Source organism: Nostoc sp. DedSLP04, from assembly GCF_034530775.1.
Taxonomy (GTDB): Bacteria; Cyanobacteriota; Cyanobacteriia; order Cyanobacteriales; family Nostocaceae; genus Nostoc.
The window spans coordinates 1-17796 of the sequence record NZ_JAVRCL010000031.1 but is presented as its reverse complement, the minus strand read 5'-3'; the positions used below and the strand labels follow the sequence as shown (position 1 = coordinate 17796).

The 17796-nt window shown below is 41.3% G+C and carries 14 protein-coding genes; 7 read left to right on the top strand and 7 right to left on the bottom strand.

The features are described from left to right. Positions 1 to 75: 75 nt before the first annotated feature. Positions 76 to 5544 carry an AAA family ATPase gene (locus RMX89_RS18570; protein ID WP_322689970.1) on the top strand — a complete coding sequence of 1823 codons (5469 nt, stop codon included), beginning with the start codon at positions 76 to 78 and terminating at the stop codon, positions 5542 to 5544. A gap of 271 nt (positions 5545 to 5815) precedes the next feature. Here the strand turns inward: RMX89_RS18570 and RMX89_RS18565 are convergent, their stop codons facing one another. Both RMX89_RS18565 and RMX89_RS18560 read right to left on the bottom strand, forming a co-directional pair. Continuing rightward, a complete protein-coding gene (locus tag RMX89_RS18565; RefSeq protein ID WP_322689969.1) occupies positions 5816 to 6337 on the bottom strand; it encodes a type IV pilin-like G/H family protein in 522 nt (173 codons plus the stop codon). Positions 6338 to 6520: 183 nt separating this feature from the next. Beyond that, positions 6521 to 7321 (bottom strand): RMD1 family protein, encoded by an 801-nt coding sequence (locus tag RMX89_RS18560; RefSeq protein ID WP_322671700.1) that lies wholly within the window; start codon positions 7319 to 7321, stop codon positions 6521 to 6523. Positions 7322 to 7557: 236 nt separating this feature from the next. Here RMX89_RS18560 and RMX89_RS18555 point away from each other — a divergent pair, with 236 nt between their 5' ends. After that, on the top strand, positions 7558 to 9042 hold the full coding sequence (locus RMX89_RS18555; RefSeq protein ID WP_322689968.1) for a CIA30 family protein: 1485 nt from the start codon (positions 7558 to 7560) through the stop codon (positions 9040 to 9042). An 80-nt stretch (positions 9043 to 9122) separates the two neighbouring features. Next, on the top strand, positions 9123 to 9470 hold the full coding sequence (locus tag RMX89_RS18550) for a hypothetical protein (RefSeq protein ID WP_322689967.1): 348 nt from the start codon (positions 9123 to 9125) through the stop codon (positions 9468 to 9470). A gap of 114 nt (positions 9471 to 9584) precedes the next feature. Here RMX89_RS18550 and RMX89_RS18545 read toward each other — a convergent pair whose 3' ends face one another. The 4 genes from RMX89_RS18545 to RMX89_RS18530 form a co-directional block, all read right to left on the bottom strand. Continuing rightward, positions 9585 to 11108 carry a GH3 family domain-containing protein gene (locus RMX89_RS18545; RefSeq protein WP_322689966.1) on the bottom strand — a complete coding sequence of 508 codons (1524 nt, stop codon included), beginning with the start codon at positions 11106 to 11108 and terminating at the stop codon, positions 9585 to 9587. After that, a complete protein-coding gene (locus RMX89_RS18540) occupies positions 11108 to 11716 on the bottom strand; it encodes a DapH/DapD/GlmU-related protein (protein ID WP_322689965.1) in 609 nt (202 codons plus the stop codon). Before RMX89_RS18540 ends, RMX89_RS18545 begins: the two co-directional genes overlap by 1 nt. Then, entirely contained in the window at positions 11716 to 12465 is a 750-nt protein-coding gene (locus RMX89_RS18535; RefSeq protein WP_322689964.1) for a sterol desaturase family protein, read from the bottom strand. Before RMX89_RS18535 ends, RMX89_RS18540 begins: the two co-directional genes overlap by 1 nt. Positions 12466 to 12562: 97 nt before the next feature. Then, on the bottom strand, positions 12563 to 12751 hold the full coding sequence (locus RMX89_RS18530; protein ID WP_322689963.1) for a hypothetical protein: 189 nt from the start codon (positions 12749 to 12751) through the stop codon (positions 12563 to 12565). Between the two features lie 135 nt (positions 12752 to 12886). Here RMX89_RS18530 and RMX89_RS18525 point away from each other — a divergent pair, with 135 nt between their 5' ends. Continuing rightward, positions 12887 to 14527 carry a metallophosphoesterase family protein gene (locus tag RMX89_RS18525; protein ID WP_322689962.1) on the top strand — a complete coding sequence of 547 codons (1641 nt, stop codon included), beginning with the start codon at positions 12887 to 12889 and terminating at the stop codon, positions 14525 to 14527. Between the two features lie 369 nt (positions 14528 to 14896). On the opposite strand, the gene RMX89_RS18520 is transcribed toward RMX89_RS18525, so the two are convergent. Beyond that, positions 14897 to 15829, bottom strand: coding sequence for a serine hydrolase (locus RMX89_RS18520; protein ID WP_322689961.1), 933 nt, complete (start codon positions 15827 to 15829; stop codon positions 14897 to 14899). Between the two features lie 9 nt (positions 15830 to 15838). Between RMX89_RS18520 and RMX89_RS18515 the strand changes: the two genes are divergently transcribed. Genes RMX89_RS18515 through RMX89_RS18505 form a run of 3 tightly spaced genes read left to right on the top strand, consistent with a single transcriptional unit; the run spans position 15839 to position 17701 of the window. Continuing rightward, a complete protein-coding gene (locus RMX89_RS18515) occupies positions 15839 to 16543 on the top strand; it encodes a C40 family peptidase (protein WP_322689960.1) in 705 nt (234 codons plus the stop codon). A 14-nt stretch (positions 16544 to 16557) separates the two neighbouring features. Then, positions 16558 to 17571: a glycosyltransferase family 2 protein gene (locus RMX89_RS18510; RefSeq protein WP_322689959.1), complete on the top strand. Its 1014-nt coding sequence runs from the start codon at positions 16558 to 16560 to the stop codon at positions 17569 to 17571. After that, positions 17561 to 17701 (top strand): hypothetical protein, encoded by a 141-nt coding sequence (locus RMX89_RS18505; protein WP_322689958.1) that lies wholly within the window; start codon positions 17561 to 17563, stop codon positions 17699 to 17701. The genes RMX89_RS18510 and RMX89_RS18505 overlap by 11 nt, the downstream gene beginning before the upstream one ends. The last annotated feature ends 95 nt before the right edge of the window (positions 17702 to 17796 follow it).

The window sequence follows — 17796 nt, the reverse complement described above, 5'->3', positions numbered from 1 at the left end:
TTATTTTTGTCTCACATGTTACAAAGCTAAACTTGCATGGGCATATTAAGAATGCTTATATTGCAAGAGAAAACAATGACAGCTACTTTATCTGGTTATCAACTTCTCGAAACCCTTCACTCCGGTAGTAAAACCGTCATTTATCGTGGACGGCGAGAAACCGATAATGTCTCTGTGGCGATCAAAACTCTTCTGTGCGAACATCCACCACTGGAAGATATTGCTCGACTGCGCCACGAATATCAAATCATTGAGTCACTGCGAATTCCTGGCATTGTTAAAGCCTACGAGTTAAAGAATTATCAGCATGGTCTAGCTTTGGTTTTGGAAGATATTCCGGGTTGCTTGCTCAAAGAAATAATTGCGACTCAAAAAACTACCTTGATTACTTTTCTCAAGGTGGCGATTAATTTGGCACAGACTTTAGGAGAGCTACACGCCCAAAAAATTATACATAAAGATATTAAGCCGCACAATATTTTAATTAATCCCGAATCAGGGGAAGTCAAACTGATTGACTTCAGTATCTCCTCGCGCCTCGATCGAGAAAATCCTACTTTGAGCAATCCTAATTTGCTTGAAGGTACACTTGCCTATATGTCGCCTGAACAAACAGGCAGAATGAACCGGGTGTGTGACTATCGCACCGACTTCTACTCGTTGGGTGTCACCTTGTATGAAATGCTAACTGGTACGCTGCCGTTTTATGCTAGTGACCCGATGGAGTTGATCCACTGTCACATCGCCAAAATGCCAGTCGCACCCTGTAGCGAAACCGTGTGTCGTGTTCTGGAAGATGTACCAGAGGCGATTAGTGCAATTATTTTGAAACTGTTAGCGAAAACAGCAGAGGAGCGCTATCAAAGCGCTTGGGGACTGAAAGCCGATTTAGAGGAATGCTTGTTTCAACTTCAAGTGATTGGCAAGATTGAAAACTTCGTACCAGGAAGACGAGACAAATCTGGGCATTTTTTGATTGGACAACAACTCTACGGACGCGAAGCAGAAGTAGCAACATTAATGACTGCATTTGAGCGTGTGGCAGGAGGTAGCAGCGAACTTATGCTCGTCTCCGGTTATTCGGGCATTGGCAAGACGAGTGTCGTCAATGAAGTTCATAAACCGATTGTCGGGGCCAGAGGTTATTTCATTGCAGGCAAGTTTGACCAGTTCAAACGCAATATTCCATACACGTCGTTGATTCAGGCGTTCCAATCTTTGAGTCAGCAATTACTCACCGAAAGCGTTGCCCAAATCCAAGGGTGGAAAGAGAAACTGTTAACTGCGTTGGGAGAAAATGGGCAAGTCATTATTGATGTGATTCCCGAAATCGAACTCATTATTGGAACTCAGCCACCTGTAACACAATTAGGAGCGACAGAATCTCAAAACCGTTTCAATCGCGTTTTTGGGCAATTCATTGGGGTATTCACGAACCAAGACCATCCCTTAGTTGTCTTTCTGGATGACTTGCAGTGGGCAGATTCGGCATCACTGAACTTAATTGAGCTATTGATGACCGATACTGAGCGCAAATATTTATTGCTAATCGGGGCATACCGTGATAATGAAGTGTCGCCCACCCATCCATTGATGATGAGTTTGTCCAAAATTCAATCTTCTGGTGCGCTGGTGAATAACATCGTCTTGTCATCATTGCAGTTAACGGATGTGGAAGCGTTAATTAGCGATACATTGAATCACATAGAACACAGTCAGCCACTAGCAGAATTACTATTCCACAAAACCGGGGGGAACCCTTTCTTCTTAACACAACTGCTGAAAACCCTACACCAAGAAGACTTACTAACATACGACTTCCATTCAGGAGTATGGCAATGGAATATCCAACATATTCAAGCAATCGGCATTACTGACCTGAATGTTGTTGAATTGACAGCGAGAAATATTCGCAAACTGTCATTAGAAACACAACAAGTTCTTAAACTGGCTGCTTGTATTGGTAATACTTTTAACTTAGATGTATTAGCGATCGTTAATGAAGCATCTTCTTTAACCACTGCGGCGCAATTGTGGTCAGCCCTGCAAGCTGGGTTAATTCTGCCGTTAAATCAGGATTACAAAATTCCCTTAGTCTTTAGTCAGGAAGATTCTGACGGAATTAATTTAACTGATGTCAAAGTTGATTACAAGTTTTTACATGACCGCGTACAGCAAGCGGCGTATTCTCTGATTCCCGACGATCGCAAGCAAGCGACGCATCTGAAAATTGGTCAATTACTACTACAAAATACAACGCCAGAAGAACGCAAAGAAAATATATTTGCTTTAGTTAATCAACTCAATTACGGTACTGATTTACTGATATATGAAACAGAAAAATATCAACTTGCAGAACTAAATCTGATCGCCGGTCAAAGAGCAAAAGCAGCCACAGCGCACGATTCCGCTATCAAATATTTGCAAGTTGCTTTGGGATTGTTAGCAGAAGAAAGCTGGAAGTGTGAATATGAACTGACATTAACACTGCACTTAGAAGCGGCAGAGGCAGCTTTTTTGAGCGGGGATTTTGCAGAAATGCAGAGATTGTTTGAGATCGTCCAAAACCGTGCTGTGACGCTACTGGACAAAATTAAAGTGTATGAAGTCCTTCTTCAAGCTTATATGGCGCAGAACAGGCTGCTAGAAGCGGTTAACACAGCGCTACAAATTTTAAAGCAGTTAGGGGTAGAGTTTCCCCAAGAACCGAACGCGTCAGATATTGGGCAAGGATTGGCGGACACTGCGGCAATTTTGAGTGGAAGGCGAATTGAGGATTTAATTGAGCTACCTCAAATGAGCGATCGCTATAAATTAGCAGCCATTAGACTTTTGTCAAGTATCTTTGCTCCTGCATATATTGTTGCTCCTACACTGTTGCCCTTGACGGTGTGCAAACAAGTACAATTATCCGTCGAATATGGTAATGCTACCGTTTCTCCTTTTGCTTATGCCAATTATGGTTTTCTTCTGTGTGCGATTGTGGGAGATATTGATTCAGGTTATAAATTTGGTCAGTTGGCTTTAAATCTAGTGTCAAAGTTAAATGCTCAAGAAATCAAAGCCAAGACAGTTTTCATCGTAAATCTATTTATCCGACATTGGAAAGAGCATCTGAAAGAAAGCTTAGAGCCTTTGCTGTCAGGTCACTCTAGCGGAATGGAGACAGGAGATTTAGAATATGCAGGCTATAGTCTACTCCAGTACTCCTGTTTAGCTTACTTTAGCGGTAAAGAACTGACTGTCCTTGAAAGAGAAATAGCAAGAAACAGAGATGCTATTTATAAAACCAAGCAAGAAACAGCGCTTAATTATATAGAAATCTATTGGCAGGCTACCTTAAATCTACTGGGAAAAAGTGAAAATCCCTGCCTGCTCAAGGGTGAAGCCTGCGATGAACATATAAGGTTGCCACTGCACCAGCAAGCAAACGACAACGGGGGAGTTGGCTACATATATTTGAACAAATTTTTGCTTTGTTATTGGTTTGAAAATTACTCGGAAGCGATTGAGAATCTCGCTATAGCCCAGAAGTATTTAGATGCAATGGTAGGAATGCCCCTTGTTCCTGTATTCAATTTTTATGATTCTTTAGTACGGCTAGCAGTATATGCCGATCGCTCAGAGTCAGAGCAAAAGGCCATCCTCGATCGCGTCCAAGCTAATCAAGAAAAAATCCAAAGATGGGCGGATTATGCCCCAATGAATCATTTACACAAATTCTATTTGGTAGAGGCAGAACGGCATCGAGTTTTAGGCGAAAAAATCGAAGCGATCGAGATGTATGAAAAAGCGATCGCACTTGCTAAAGAAAACGAGTATATCAATGAAGAAGCGATCGCTCACGAACTCGCCGCCAAATTTTATCTGTCATGGGGTAAAGAAACTATTGCCCAAATATACATGACAAATGCTTACTACGCCTACAGCCATTGGGGTGCTGTTGCTAAAGTCAAAGATTTAGAAACACGCTATCCGCAATTAATTTTGCGGTCAAACACAGAAAAAATCGAAACGAATTACCTACACACAATTCAAACAAGCTCTACGACTACTGGAGGCGCTCACATTCTCGACTTCATGACAGTGATGAAAGCTGCACAGGTGCTGTCAGAAGAAATGGTGCTAAATCACCTGCTCGAAAAATTGATGAGGATTGTCGTCGAAAATGCTGGCGCTCAACAAGGTTACTTTATTACCAAGCACGAGAATCAATGGATATTAGAAGCAACGGGAATAGTTATAGATAAGGAGGTTAGCGTTGTTGTTAACGCAGACAATAAAACTAATTCACCCTTACTCCCGGTTGCCTTATGCAACTATGTGGAAAGAACTAGAAACAATCTGGTTTTAGACAATGCTGTTAAAGACTCTCGTTTTGTGGCTGATGCTTATATCACCACTTACCAATCCAAGTCAATTTTGTGTTTGCCGCTGATTCACTCTGGCAAGTTTACTGGGATTATTTACCTGGAAAATAATCTCATTTCTGGTGCTTTTACCCCAGAACGGGTGAATGTGCTGAGTCTGTTGATAGCACAAATTTCGATTGCGATCGACAACGCCCGTCTTTACACCAACTTGCAAGCTTACTCAGAACAACTCGAAGCTAAATCACAAGAACTCGAAACTAAAAATGAAGCTTTGCAAGCATCCGAAACGCGAGAGCGAGAAAAAGCCGAACAAATCGAAAAATCTCTGTATAAACTACAACAAACTCAGGCTCAACTTGTGCAGACCGAGAAAATGTCGAGCTTGGGGCAACTGGTAGCTGGGGTTGCTCACGAAATCAACAATCCAGTCAATTTTATCTTTGGCAATCTGACCCATGCCAACAGTTACACCCAAGAGGTGCTAAGACTGCTGGAACTTTATCAGAAGCATTACCCATCTCCCCATTCAGAGATTCAGTCAGAAGCAGAGGCGATCGATCTAGAATTCGTGCTAGAAGACCTACCGAAGCTACTATCTTCTATGTGGGTTGGGGCAGACCGAATTCGGCAAATTGTCGCTTCTCTGCGAACTTTCTCACGTATGGACGAAGCCGAAATTAAAGCTGTTAATATTCATGAGGGCATTGACAGTACCATAATGATTCTCCAACATCGCCTCAAAGCCAAGTCAGATCGTCCCGGTATTGAGCTTGTTAAACATTACGGCAATTTGCCCCAAGTGGAATGCTATGCAGGGCAGCTAAATCAAGTATTTATGAATGTGTTGAGTAATGCGATCGATGCTTTGGAAGAGTCATTAACGGACAATCAAAGACAAATTACAACTCCAACCATTACTATTCACACTGAACAAATTGATGCTCATCAAATTGAAATTCGGATTGCAGACAATGGGATGAGTATACCAGAGCCTGTTCGCCGTCGCCTGTTCGATCCTTTCTTTACCACAAAACCTGTGGGCAAAGGAACAGGTATGGGCTTGTCGATTAGCTACCAAATCGTTACCGAAAAACATGGTGGTTCACTCTCTTGCACTTCAGAACCCGGCGAGGGAGCGGAGTTTCAAATCCGTATTCCAGTTTGTCAGTAAGTTAGTAATAACATTGCTGGGTAGTGGTAAATATCGGTTTTACCCCACCCTAACCCTCCCCTTGCAAAGGGGAGGGAACTGGATTTTCCGGTTTCCCCCCAATGCATCGGGGGGATTAAGGGGGGTAATTCAACTTGTGTATACACGGTAGCTCCGCTTGCGGGGAGGGGTGCAATGATTGTGGGAATCATAACTAATTATGCGGACATGATATCACTCATTAGTTTATAACAAATAAAAAAATAGAATTAGCGATTTTCATCAACCCATCTTAGTTGATAGTTTGAAACCCGATAGGGCAGCTAAACTTATCTTGCTTGAAAACAGGTTTGGGAGGTTCATCTAAAGTCTGTTTCTCGGAACGGCAGATTATTGAAACAGTAGTTTTATTTTTTTTATCGTAAGCAACTGCACCTACAAGGCTGTTAAAACCCTTTTTTGTCAGACCTAATTTCAATAAATCAGTTGGTAGCTCTTTTGTCGGCGTTGCATATATAAATGACTTATTCTTACCCATTTCTACAGAATATCGATAGTGGGTTGTAGCTGCTGGTGCATCTCCATTTCGAAGCTCTAACAAGCTATACGATTGAGCAAAAACTGATTTTTCAGAAAAATATGCTTGTTGTGCCCTAATAAAACTTCCAATTGTAATCTTACTGCTATTATTACAGCCACAGCTTGGTGGAACTTGAATAAAAATAGTTAAAATCCCAAGCGGTAATCCTCCAAGTCCAACAAGTAACAAGATTCTTTTAAAGTTAATTTTGGTAGGGTCATTTTGTTTAGTCATATCTGACATATACGACTTGAGAAGGAATTGATACTTCAACTTAGCATTATCAAGCAAGGCGATCGCTGCTTTTTTCTGCCTAGTTTCAGTTCGTAGCCGAGCTTGCAACTTATTAATAGTGTCACTCTGAATTTTGAGTAGTTGCGATCGCTCCCTCGCCATCTCACAACCCCAAATTTAAAATTAGTTTTTGAAAAGGATGTCATAAAGTGACAGCAGAATCTCTACCACAATCAGAATCACCACATACCACTCTACTCGCTGACTACTGCTATGCTGCATGAACTCTAGCACCGTTTGAGCGGTTTGGGCAATTAGCTCTAGTTTACGTTCCAGAGCATGGTGACGCTCACGAATTTCGTATTCATCCTCCAAGCGCAGATATAAGTTTTCTAGCTGTGGAGATTCCCAGAGCAACTCTGGTTTATCGATAATCTCTACTTGACCTACAATCTTATGTTGAACTAATAGAGTAGTCCCAAGTTGACGCAGTAATTCCCGGCTTTGTTGTCTACTTCTGTTTTCACGCTGGAGACTAGCTGCAAACGGTTCAATTTGATCGAATACAGTCGCTAGGCTGGTTTCATAGTGAGACAACACAACACTCTTGGCGAGAATATCAGCCACTATCTGCAAGCGTTCTATACTCAATTCATGCAGTAAAATTTTTCCTTCTTTGGCTCGTTCACTCTCACTAATACTGAGATGAACTTCTACCTCTTCTGTTTCTGGGTCGGCAAAAGGGCCGCTGATTTGAGAGGATAGTTTGGTCAAAAAGGCTACCTTTTCTCCAGGCTCAAGGTTAAACAGGACAACTGCACCATAAGCCAACAATACTGCGTAGCCTTCTTCACCGGCTCTAATCATTAGTGGCATACTCGCCAAGGAAACGTAATTATCCAGCGTCTGTAAGTTAATACCTTTACCAAGGAATAGGGCCTGCGCTCTAAATCTATCTTTGTCATTAAAAAGGAGTTTTTGCATTATTGCCCGGAAGCTATATTTTGCCTGCTTTACTGCTCTGGTAACGATACTAATTGATGCCTTTGTCGGAGATAACTACAATTTCAGCTTACCATTTCGTCTTTCCCCTACAGCCTACACCGTGTTTTTGATATTTTTGCGCTCTAAATAAATTACAGCGCTTTTCAAGTAATTGAACTACACTGCTCGCCACTCCCCAAAATTGTTAGAGTAAATAAAGTTATGAGGACGCAAATATGACTGACAAAAATCGTTCTCAATGGGACTTAGGCAGGTTTATCGAAACCCTGACTTACTTTGAGGTAATTCCTTTCCTTAACTGGGTACAGCAATTAATCCAAGGTCGTCCTAAGGATAATCAATATAGACCCAATGGGGGAAGAAACGTGGGTGTAATATTAGTAGCAGGTGCAACAGGTGGTGTCGGTAAACGAGTAGTGCAGCGATCGCGTAAACTAGGTTATAAAGTTCGCGCTCTAGTTCGAGATATTGACAAAGCGCGGTCAATTCTTGGTAATGATATCGATTTAGTAGTTGCGGATATCACGCAACCAGAAACTTTAACTCCTTTAGTTCTTTCTGATATCCAAGCTGTAATTTGTTGCACAGCAGTACGCGTACAACCAGTTGAGGGAGACACAGCAGATAGAGCTAAATATTATCAAGGTGTTAAATTTTACCAACCAGAAATTGTTGGCGACACTCCCGAAAATGTAGAATATCAAGGAGTCAAAAACTTAGTCCAAGCGGCTGCAAAATACTTACCCCAAGCAAACGAAAAACTAATATTTGATTTCACCAAGCCATCAGCAGAATTAAAAGATAACTGGGGAGCGTTGGATGATGTTGTCATGGGTGGCGTGAGTGCCAGTAATATCCAATTAGTAGAAAATACAGCTTTATTTGCGGGTAATGTCTCCACTGCTAACTCTGGCGGATTTGCTTCTGTCAGAACTAAGAATTTTGATCCACCCTTCAACTTATCTAGTTATGAAGGTGTAAAATTGCGTGTCAAAGGTGACGGTCAACGCTATAAAATCTTTCTGCGGACAGATACAACATGGGATGGTGTTGGCTACAGCTATTCTTTCGATACCGTAGCTAATACTTGGATAGATATTCAGGTTCCCTTTGCAGATTTGATTCCTGTATTTCGGGCAAAAGTTGTCAAAGATGCGCCGCCAATTGAGCAAAGTAGAATTTGTTCATTCCAACTGATGTTGAGCAAATTTGAACATGATGGCGCTTTAAATCCCAAATTTTATCCAGGTGGTTTTGCTTTGCAGTTGGAATCAATTAAAGCTTATGGCGGGACAAGTTTACCACAATTTATCCTCGTCAGTTCATCAGGTGTCACTCGTCCCGGACGCCCTGGCATTAATTTAGATGAAGAACCCCCAGCAGTGAAATTAAATGACCAATTGGGAGGAATTTTAACTTGGAAGTTGAAGGGAGAAGATAGTTTAAGAGAAAGCGGAATTCCTTATACAATTATTAGACCTTGTGCTTTAACTGAAGACATAGGTGGGAAGGAATTAATATTTGAGCAAGGTGACAATATTAGAGGCAAAATCAGCCGTGAGGATGTGGCAGAACTTTGTGTGCAAGCGCTAAAAATAGAAAAAGCTTCTAACGTCACATTTGAGGTTAAACAGGGAGAAAATACTGTCAATATCGATTGGCAGAGTTTATTTTCTAACTTACAACCAGATAAGAGATGAAATATCTACAGACTTTTAGTCTGTAAATTATCTCAACAAAGTTTGTTTAGATAGGCTGCGATCGCAAGTCAGCTATTGATATGAAAAAAATCAAGGTGTTAGTAATCGCCGGGATTTTAGTAACAATTCTTTGGGGCAGTTTTTTTTCTAAAACTGCCTCATCGCAGCAAGTAGAGTCCCGCATCTACAATCTGGAAGCGGACTTGAATCGTGTTGAGTCGCGGTTAAATCAGCTAGAGTCTCAGCTAGGTAGAACTCGGCAGTCTCCATCTTCAAGAACAACACTTACCCCACGACAGTCAACTGGTTCTAGAAGGAACTTATCACAGCAAGATCCAATGTTCGATCGGCTTGCAACTTTGGTGATTGAATTGAAGCAACAAGTTAATAAATTAGAGGAACGAGTTGCTAAATTAGAATCACGCTAAATATTTAATCAAATTTTAAAAGGCTAGTACTGCAAGGCGGAATTAAAAATTAAAAACGAACACTGTTGTACTATTTAAGGCAAGAGACGCGATGAATCGCCGTCTCTACAATAATCAGTCTTTCGTCTTGACGGCGATTTTCAACTTCAATTCTTGTAAAAGTTCAATGCTAATAGGTGATTTTGCCAGAATTGGATGTTTAATACCTCCCCAGACACTTCCAGTACGCATACGATGCGAAACTAATATTTCAGGAATTTGACTAGAAATTAAAACTAGTGGTGGTGCAAGTTGACCGAGCGATCGCGCTCTCTTGTAATGATACGATTCTGATAAAGCCAGATCCATCTGTTCGGCAATAATTTCTGGGGTTTGTGTTGCCGAATCTAGTAATAGAATATAGTGTGGAGGATCGGCAATAGGTATCAAGCTTTTAAAATTAGTTTCTTGCAAGTTCAGCAGAGTCAGAGCATTATTTACAAAGGTTTCTTGCAACTTTTCTCCCACCAAATCGCTAACGGCTTGATGTCGTCCGAGAAACTCTAAACAGGGAGTGTGGCGATAGTAATGAGTTACCCGAATGCGATCGCCAATTCGATAACGATACAATCCTCCTTTTTGGGATAAAATAACCGTGTATTCGTTACCAGTGCTGAGTTCGTGTAAACCATGTAGGCAACCAGTCTCATCCTCAAACTCGAAAAAAACTTCATCGAGAACCGGCACACATCCCCCAGCTACAATCAAGGGAATCGTTATTGGGGCTTCCGTTGCGAGTAGTCCTTTACCTTGAATCAATACACCTGGAAATTTTAATCTTAATCCTTGCGCTTGATCTGCTGCATTGGCGCTATCCCAGCAGGAAATCAGCTTCAAATTTGGCCAGAGTTGCATCCAGGGAATATTACTTTCGCACAGGTGTTGCAAGCGATGATGCGAAATCCGGTTGTGTAATTCTCCTCGCAATAAATCTTGATTCTCTTGAATATATTTTAAATGTACTTGTAGAAAACTAGGACTCCAAATAGAGATAATTTCTAGTTTTTCCGCTTCTAATAATGCCAAAGCTAGTTGATGTTTAAACAAGTTCGCATCATGTAGCCGATTAAGTTTATTTGGCATCACCAACCAAGGACGCAAAAACCAACGCAACCAGCCGTCTAAGTAATCTAAATCATCTTGTAAAGTTTGGCTATCAGCTACATTTAATTGCGGCGAGATACAAGCATAAAGTTTGCCTGTGGAAAATTTCGGCCCATGTACAATCAAATCATGTGCCCATACACAGAACATTTGATTAAACGATCGCCGCAAGGATTGAGTATAAGGAATCCATTTTACTGCTCCACTACTACCAGAGGTTTTTTCGTAGAACAAAATGGGTTCTGGTGTCAGGGAAATTTGCTGCTGTTTTTGATTTAAGTAAGGTTCGAGTGTATCATAATCTACAATTGGTACACGCTGCCAATCGTTTACAGAATGAATCCCCAAAGTTTTACCATACTCACTTTTGATTAGGCGATCGCAAATTTCCTTTTGTACAAATGTCTGCGTTAACTCTGGATTATCCAAAGCTTGATGAAATCGCCTCGCCGTTGGTACGAGAGTTTGCCCAAAAAGCTGAATAATCGGACGCATTATTGCACCTTTTGATTAGGGTAAAGGTTACTGACTGCTGGTACATAAGAGCCATCAGCAATGACGACACCAGGAGCAAGATGAGATCCGGCTCCCACAAAAACATTGCTGCCAATCTTAACTTTTTTGACATACAACATTAAATTTTGCTTACGGGGTTTAATGACATGAGAATAGATACTGACACGATGCCCGATAACGACGCGATCGCCAATTTCTAATAAACTGCGATCGGCAATTTCTAAACTTGGTGTCCAATATACATCTCGCCCCACTTTAGCACCCCACAATCGCAACCAACAGGAAAACACCCCTGGAATCAACCGCAACACTGCTTCCAACACTGGAATTGCAATAAAAATTACTTGGATTTGATGACTACCCCACCAGGAATTATATTCTTTATTTTGTAGATAACTAATACCTTCCCGCACAGGATAAACCCATTCATGCAAGCGGTAAACTAGCACTGGTAGCCCATAAATAGACAGGAATACCCCCAGAATGCTGAAGATGTTGGGTGAATAGGCGAGATAGACTATTGCTGCCCCAGTTAGCAATAATACAAAGCCGGGAAAAAACAAAAGAATTTTACTTAGAACAGTCATTAAAATGGGAATAAAAGTTTTTGAAACAAGTTTAATGAGCTAGGAATTCCGATTATAGATGGCATTTTTTGGCTTTCATAATATGTCCCATGTAACTTATCCCAAATTTTGAGATTAGCCCCATAGTTATAATTGTGGATTTCACGGCAATGATGCCAAGCATGATCCTGTGGCAAGATTAACCAAGAAGATAAAAATTGATAAAACCAGCTATTTTCAGGAATTATCAAGCGGCTATGTCGCCATAAATCTAAGGCAGAAGTTAGACTTACTCCAAGTACATAACCTGTAGGATCGGCTAAAAGATATAAAAATAAAGTGTGTATCCATAAATAAATAATTAACAAACTTGTCCAAAGTGTGTTGCGAGATGTTCCTAATACATCCATCTGAGTAACAGTATGATGAACTTGATGAACCTTCCAGAAAAATTTTGTATGTAATAAGCGATGATTCCAATAATATAAATAATCAATCACAACAAACCCGATCAGAAAACTCGGAATTAATGATAATTTTAAATTTCCTTGCTGAGTTGGTAATAAATGTTGATAAAGCCAATAAACTAAAGTAGCTTGTAGTAAAGGAATCAAAATTCCTTGAATCATTAGCCCTGTACCATCTAGCAACCAATCTTCATGACATTTAACTTGAAGTTGAGTTCTGCCAATTTGATTGCTAATAGTCCAACCAACTAATCCGATAAAAGAGCCAAAAATTAGTAGTTGGGAAAAAGTTTGTATTTCCACTTTTGATTACTCACACTGATATTGAACTTAGGTAAGAATTCAGTAGCCAGAATTCAGTAGTCAGAATAGTTAAAGAATCAGAAAAATACTTGATACATCAATTTAGCGATCGTAACTGCATTTCTGTGAAATTCTGATTTCTGACTCCTGGGTGCTGAATTATTACGAATTTAGCAACTAATTGCCCTGTCTGGTTTACTTGCTGCTGACGGTTTAATAAATCCGGTAGCTGCTGGAGTAATTGTTCGGGATTTTCCACACATTTCTTATAATAAAATGCGTTCATTCGGCGATCGCCCTAAAATTTGGTGTGTTACTCATGCTCAGACGCTTACGCAGCCTAACAATTTCCTCAGTAGCGATACTTGTGCTTGTTATATGCTTTACTCTGGTAGGTGTGCGTTCATTTGGGCAAACAATTATGACATCAGTACCCCAACTGCTCACCGACCCATTTTTGCAATTGCCAACTGCAACTTCAGTGCAAGTAGTTTGGTTTACTGAATTTGCTGGTGTTAATCACACAGTAACCTACGGGGAAAATCTCAAACAAACTGCTAGGGCAAGTACTACCAAACTCAGTCGCACGCGTGAAGACCAACAATCAAGAGTTGCAAACCAAACCCAAGACGGACAAGTTTATCAAAAACCCGTCCAGCGCGACATTTGGCGACATGAGGCTGAGGTAACTGGGTTAACTCCTGATGTACGAGTAAACTACCGGATTACGAGTATACGAGAAGACGACGAGAGTGTTAGCAGTGATATTTTTAGCCTTGCAGCTACTCCCAAATCAGATACAGCACTAAAAATTCTACTTACCTCAGATCATCAATTAAAGCCGATGACAGCCGCAAATCTACAAAAGGTGGTAGAAACAGTGGGGCGAGTTGATGGCGTGTGGTTTGCCGGCGATTTGGTCAATGTTAGCGATCGCGCCTCAGAATGGTTTGATGATAATATTGGTGGTGCCTTGTTTCCCGGTTTACAAGGTCATGCTAAATATGAAATGACGCACGACGGTGTTAAGACAACCTACACTGGTGGACAAATAATTCAACATACACCCATGTTTACTTGCATTGGCAATCATGAGGTGATGGGGCGCTTTGCTAGGACGGGAAGTTTAAATGATGAATTTGATGATACAATCCCCCGTGTCGTTGCTCAAAAAATCTACCCAGATAAATCTTTAATCGATAATTCTTTTAATACTAATACCTACGAAGAGATTTTCACTTTACCAAAAAGTAAAGAGGGTGGAAAAAGGTATTATGCAGTTAGTTTTGGTGATACGCGTTTGGTAGTACTGTACGCTACGAATATGTGGCGGACTCCTAAATTAGATGGAAAGTTTAAGGGTAGATATCGAGAAGCTGAAAAGGATTTAAATAATCCTGAAGGTTGGGGTTATGGACAGGTGATTTATGAGCCAATTGCTAAAGGCAGCAAGCAATATAATTGGCTAGAGTCGGAACTTAACAGCCCTGAGTTTCAACAAGCAAAATACAAAGTTGTGATGTTTCATCACCCACCCCATACTTTGGGTGATAATATAGTTCCTGCTTATACAGAGCCAGTTCAAATAATTGAACGGGATGGCGACAAAATCAAAGCAGTGCGTTACGAGTACCCCAAAGACGCAGATTATATTATTCGCGATATTGTCCCAATACTTGAAGCGGCTAATGTGCAATTGGTATTCTATGGGCATTCCCATTTGTGGAACCGCTTTGTTACTCCCAGTGGAATGCACTTTCTGGAGACATCTAATGTGGGTAATACTTACGGTGCTGCTTGGGGTGATAGAAAACGACAAGTACCAATTGGATATCAAGAGGATTATGTTAAGCTTGGCGATCCCAATGGGTTAGAACCGATAGTGCCGACAATTGCCCCTTTACTGGGTGAAGATGGCAAGCCGATGCCTTATATTGCGAGTAATGATATTACGGTTTTTAGTATCTTTGATACAGGGGCAGGTACGATAAGTAGTTATCGCTTTGATACTCGCAAGCCTGATTCGGAAGTTTTGAAGTTTGATGAATTTAAGTTGAAATAGTCATCCTTACCCTTACCGCCTGGGAATTTATGCCCAGGCTAATAGCTAAAGTCCTCTCAAGAGGACTAAATGATTTCATGTATGAAAATGATTTTGCATGATATTAAAATTCTTGTAGAGACTAGCAATTGCAACGTCTCTACATCTGGATTCATACCGCAATTAGGCAAAGCCAAATTTTTAGCCAGCCATATAGATGGCTATCATATCTAAAATAGAGAATTTCAGTCCACTTGAGTGGACTTTAGCTATCAGCCCAGAACTGAAGTTCTGGGCGGGATATGGGGTGAGCGCAATACTTTGACTGTTACAAAAATATGGCTAACGACAAGTAAAAAATGGGGTATCTCTTCTGGGTAAATCCTAAAATCATAGACTAGCGATCGCTTCGGCAACTAGTTTAGAAACAAAGGGTAAAATATCCCGATTCTGAGCCTGGGCTTTCCCTTCAGTAAATACCACTAAGAGGTAAGGACGCTGTTCTGGTAACTCAATATACGCGGCATCATGGCGAACTTGACTTGTCCAACCTGCTTTTGACCAAATTTGAGCATTTTCAGTCAGTCCACCACCTAAAAAACCTGTCACCTGATTTTCCTCACTGTCAGGGGACAAATCGTTGAGAGGACGTTTCAGTAAAGCCATCATGGCTTGCGATCGCCCACTTGAAACCGCCACTCCACCTACAATACTATGCAGTAACCTAGCGATCGCATTTGTGGTCAACATATTACGATTTTCTAGCAACTCTCCCACAAATGCCCGTTCCCGTCCATAAGGGCCATCACCCCAAGTTTTTTGACAGACGTTAATTGTCTCCAATTCTTCCCAACCCAAAGATTGGTAATAGCGGTTAATAATATTACGCTGATATTTCCAGGTTTCAAAGGGGCCGATTGGTAATTCTGGGCCTGATGTAGTGCCACTCAAAATATCGACAATCAAGCTGGTAGCATCGTTACTAGAATCGACAATCATATCCCGCAAAGCTCGCTCCAGCTCCTTGGAGGTTTGACTCATGCCTTTTTCTAGCCATTCGTTTACCGCCACCAGGTAAAATAGCTTGACTACACTGGCAGGATAAATCCGCTCAACACCGCGGTAAGTGAAACCACGAACAGGGTGATCCCAAAAAGCGTCGGGAGTCAACGCCCCACCAGTATTTACTCGCACTGGTGGATCGTAAACAACCCAAGTCAGCGCAATTTGGTTACGTGCTAAACTCCCAAATGCTGCCCAAGTTGCATCTAAAATGCCTAACCCAAGATTTTCGAGTTGTTCGTCTTTATTAAAAAAAATCATTCTCTGATAATGTCCTTTAATCTAAAATCCAAAATCCAAAATCCAAAATCAGGGGAGTATCAGTGTTTAGCTGACCTGAATTTATATGATTCTCCTGAATGTACGCGTTTAGCAACTCAAGCTGCATCTGGAAGACATTTGTGGGTAACATCAAATCATCAAAATTCGGCGGTTGAGGTGTATTTATGTGAAGATGACTATCCGGGATGGGTATCTGTTTCAGATTTTGATTCATTACAATCTGCTACTGTACCTTATCAGGCTGCAACATTTTCTGAATTGGAGATTAAAAAACTTCTAGCAGAGATTATCGCCTTTACCCAAAAAGCGATGCAACAATCAAATTATTACCTTTGGGGTGGTACGGTTGGGCCAGATTATGACTGTTCTGGGTTAATGCAGGCGGCGTTTGCTTCGGTGGGTATTTGGCTACCTAGAGATGCCTATCAACAGGAAGGATTCACTCAACCAATTACAATTGCAGAATTAGCAGCCGGGGATCTAGTATTTTTTGGAACTAGCGAAAAAGCCACCCATGTCGGGCTTTATTTGGCGGATGGTTATTATATCCATAGTTCTGGGAAAGAGCAGGGACGGAATGGGATCGGAATTGATATTCTCTCGGAACACGGAGATGCGGTTAGTCAGTCGTACTATCAGCAGCTGCGAGGTGCTGGTAGAGTTTTTAAGAGTTACGAACCACAGAGACGCTGAGGATGCTGAGGCTTATGAGGAGTGGGTTGATCGATCAAGGGGTAATGGGGGAAAATGGGGCGATTTCAGCAAATGTCCCAGATGTTTCGGTGGTAGTACCAATACATGACGAGGTGGAGAGTTTGCCGCTTTTACTAGAAGCGATCGCCTCTACTTTATCTTCTAGTCAGGTAAATTATGAAATCATTTGTGTAGATGATGGTTCTACAGATGGTTCTGGGGATTTTCTCAAAGAACAAGCGCAAATCCGCACTGATTTAAAAGCGGTGATTTTGCGTCGCAACTACGGACAAACTGCGGCGATGGCTGCTGGATTTTATTATGCAGTCGGTAAAGCGATCGTTACTTTAGATGCCGATCTCCAGAACGATCCGGCTGATATCCCGATGTTATTAGCAAAGCTGGACGAAGGTTACGATTTGGTGAGTGGTTGGCGACAAAAACGCCAAGATGGGGCTGTAAATCGGTTACTTCCTTCCAAAATTGCCAATTGGCTAATTCGCCGCACCACTAGCGTGAATATTCATGACTATGGCTGTTCGCTGAAAGCCTATCGTGCAGAACTGTTGGCAGATATGAATCTCTACGGAGAACTACACCGATTTTTACCTGCTTTGGCGTACATCGAAGGAGCTAGAATTACCGAAATACCTGTACATCATCACGCCCGCCGCTTTGGTCGTAGTAAATATGGAATTTGGCGGACATTCCGGGTATTGATGGATTTGTTAACCATTCTGTTTATGAAAAAATTCCTCACCCGTCCGATGCACGTTTTTGGGCTATTGGGCTTGATTTCAATGTTTTCGGGCACTGCGATCGGAATTTACTTGACTTTCGTCAAATTAGCTTTAGGTGAGATGATTGGCAATCGCCCTCTGCTGATTTTAGCAGTTCTGTTGTTACTAACAGGAGTGCAGTTGTTTTGCTTCGGTCTCTTGGCAGAATTACTCATGCGTACATATCACGAATCCCAAGGACGGCCTATCTATCGCGTGCGAGAGGTGGTAGCAAAAAATGTTAAGTAAGGTAACAATAGTAGTCATTGGTCATTGGGCATTGGGCATTGGGCATTGGACATTGGGCATTGGGCACTTGCTACTGAGCGAAGTCGTTCGCGTAGCGTCTCGCAGAGAAGTATTGGTCATTGGTCATTAGCAAATAATTAACAGTAAATATTGGTTGACTCTAGACAAAGGACAAATGACAAATGACAAATGACAAATGACAAATGACAAATGACAAATGACAAA

Bases quoted from the DNA above. Each gene is read 5' to 3' on its own strand.
- RMX89_RS18570 (WP_322689970.1), top strand. From the start codon at position 76: ATGACAGCTACTTTATCTGGTTATCAACTTCTCGAAACCCTTCACTCC.
- RMX89_RS18565 (WP_322689969.1), bottom strand. From the start codon at position 6,337: ATGACTAAACAAAATGACCCTACCAAAATTAACTTTAAAAGAATCTTG.
- RMX89_RS18560 (WP_322671700.1), bottom strand. From the start codon at position 7,321: ATGCAAAAACTCCTTTTTAATGACAAAGATAGATTTAGAGCGCAGGCC.
- RMX89_RS18555 (WP_322689968.1), top strand. From the start codon at position 7,558: ATGACTGACAAAAATCGTTCTCAATGGGACTTAGGCAGGTTTATCGAA.
- RMX89_RS18550 (WP_322689967.1), top strand. From the start codon at position 9,123: ATGAAAAAAATCAAGGTGTTAGTAATCGCCGGGATTTTAGTAACAATT.
- RMX89_RS18545 (WP_322689966.1), bottom strand. From the start codon at position 11,108: ATGCGTCCGATTATTCAGCTTTTTGGGCAAACTCTCGTACCAACGGCG.
- RMX89_RS18540 (WP_322689965.1), bottom strand. From the start codon at position 11,716: ATGACTGTTCTAAGTAAAATTCTTTTGTTTTTTCCCGGCTTTGTATTA.
- RMX89_RS18530 (WP_322689963.1), bottom strand. From the start codon at position 12,751: ATGAACGCATTTTATTATAAGAAATGTGTGGAAAATCCCGAACAATTA.
- RMX89_RS18525 (WP_322689962.1), top strand. From the start codon at position 12,887: ATGACATCAGTACCCCAACTGCTCACCGACCCATTTTTGCAATTGCCA.
- RMX89_RS18520 (WP_322689961.1), bottom strand. From the start codon at position 15,829: ATGATTTTTTTTAATAAAGACGAACAACTCGAAAATCTTGGGTTAGGC.
- RMX89_RS18515 (WP_322689960.1), top strand. From the start codon at position 15,839: ATGTCCTTTAATCTAAAATCCAAAATCCAAAATCCAAAATCAGGGGAG.
- RMX89_RS18510 (WP_322689959.1), top strand. From the start codon at position 16,558: ATGAGGAGTGGGTTGATCGATCAAGGGGTAATGGGGGAAAATGGGGCG.
- RMX89_RS18505 (WP_322689958.1), top strand. From the start codon at position 17,561: ATGTTAAGTAAGGTAACAATAGTAGTCATTGGTCATTGGGCATTGGGC.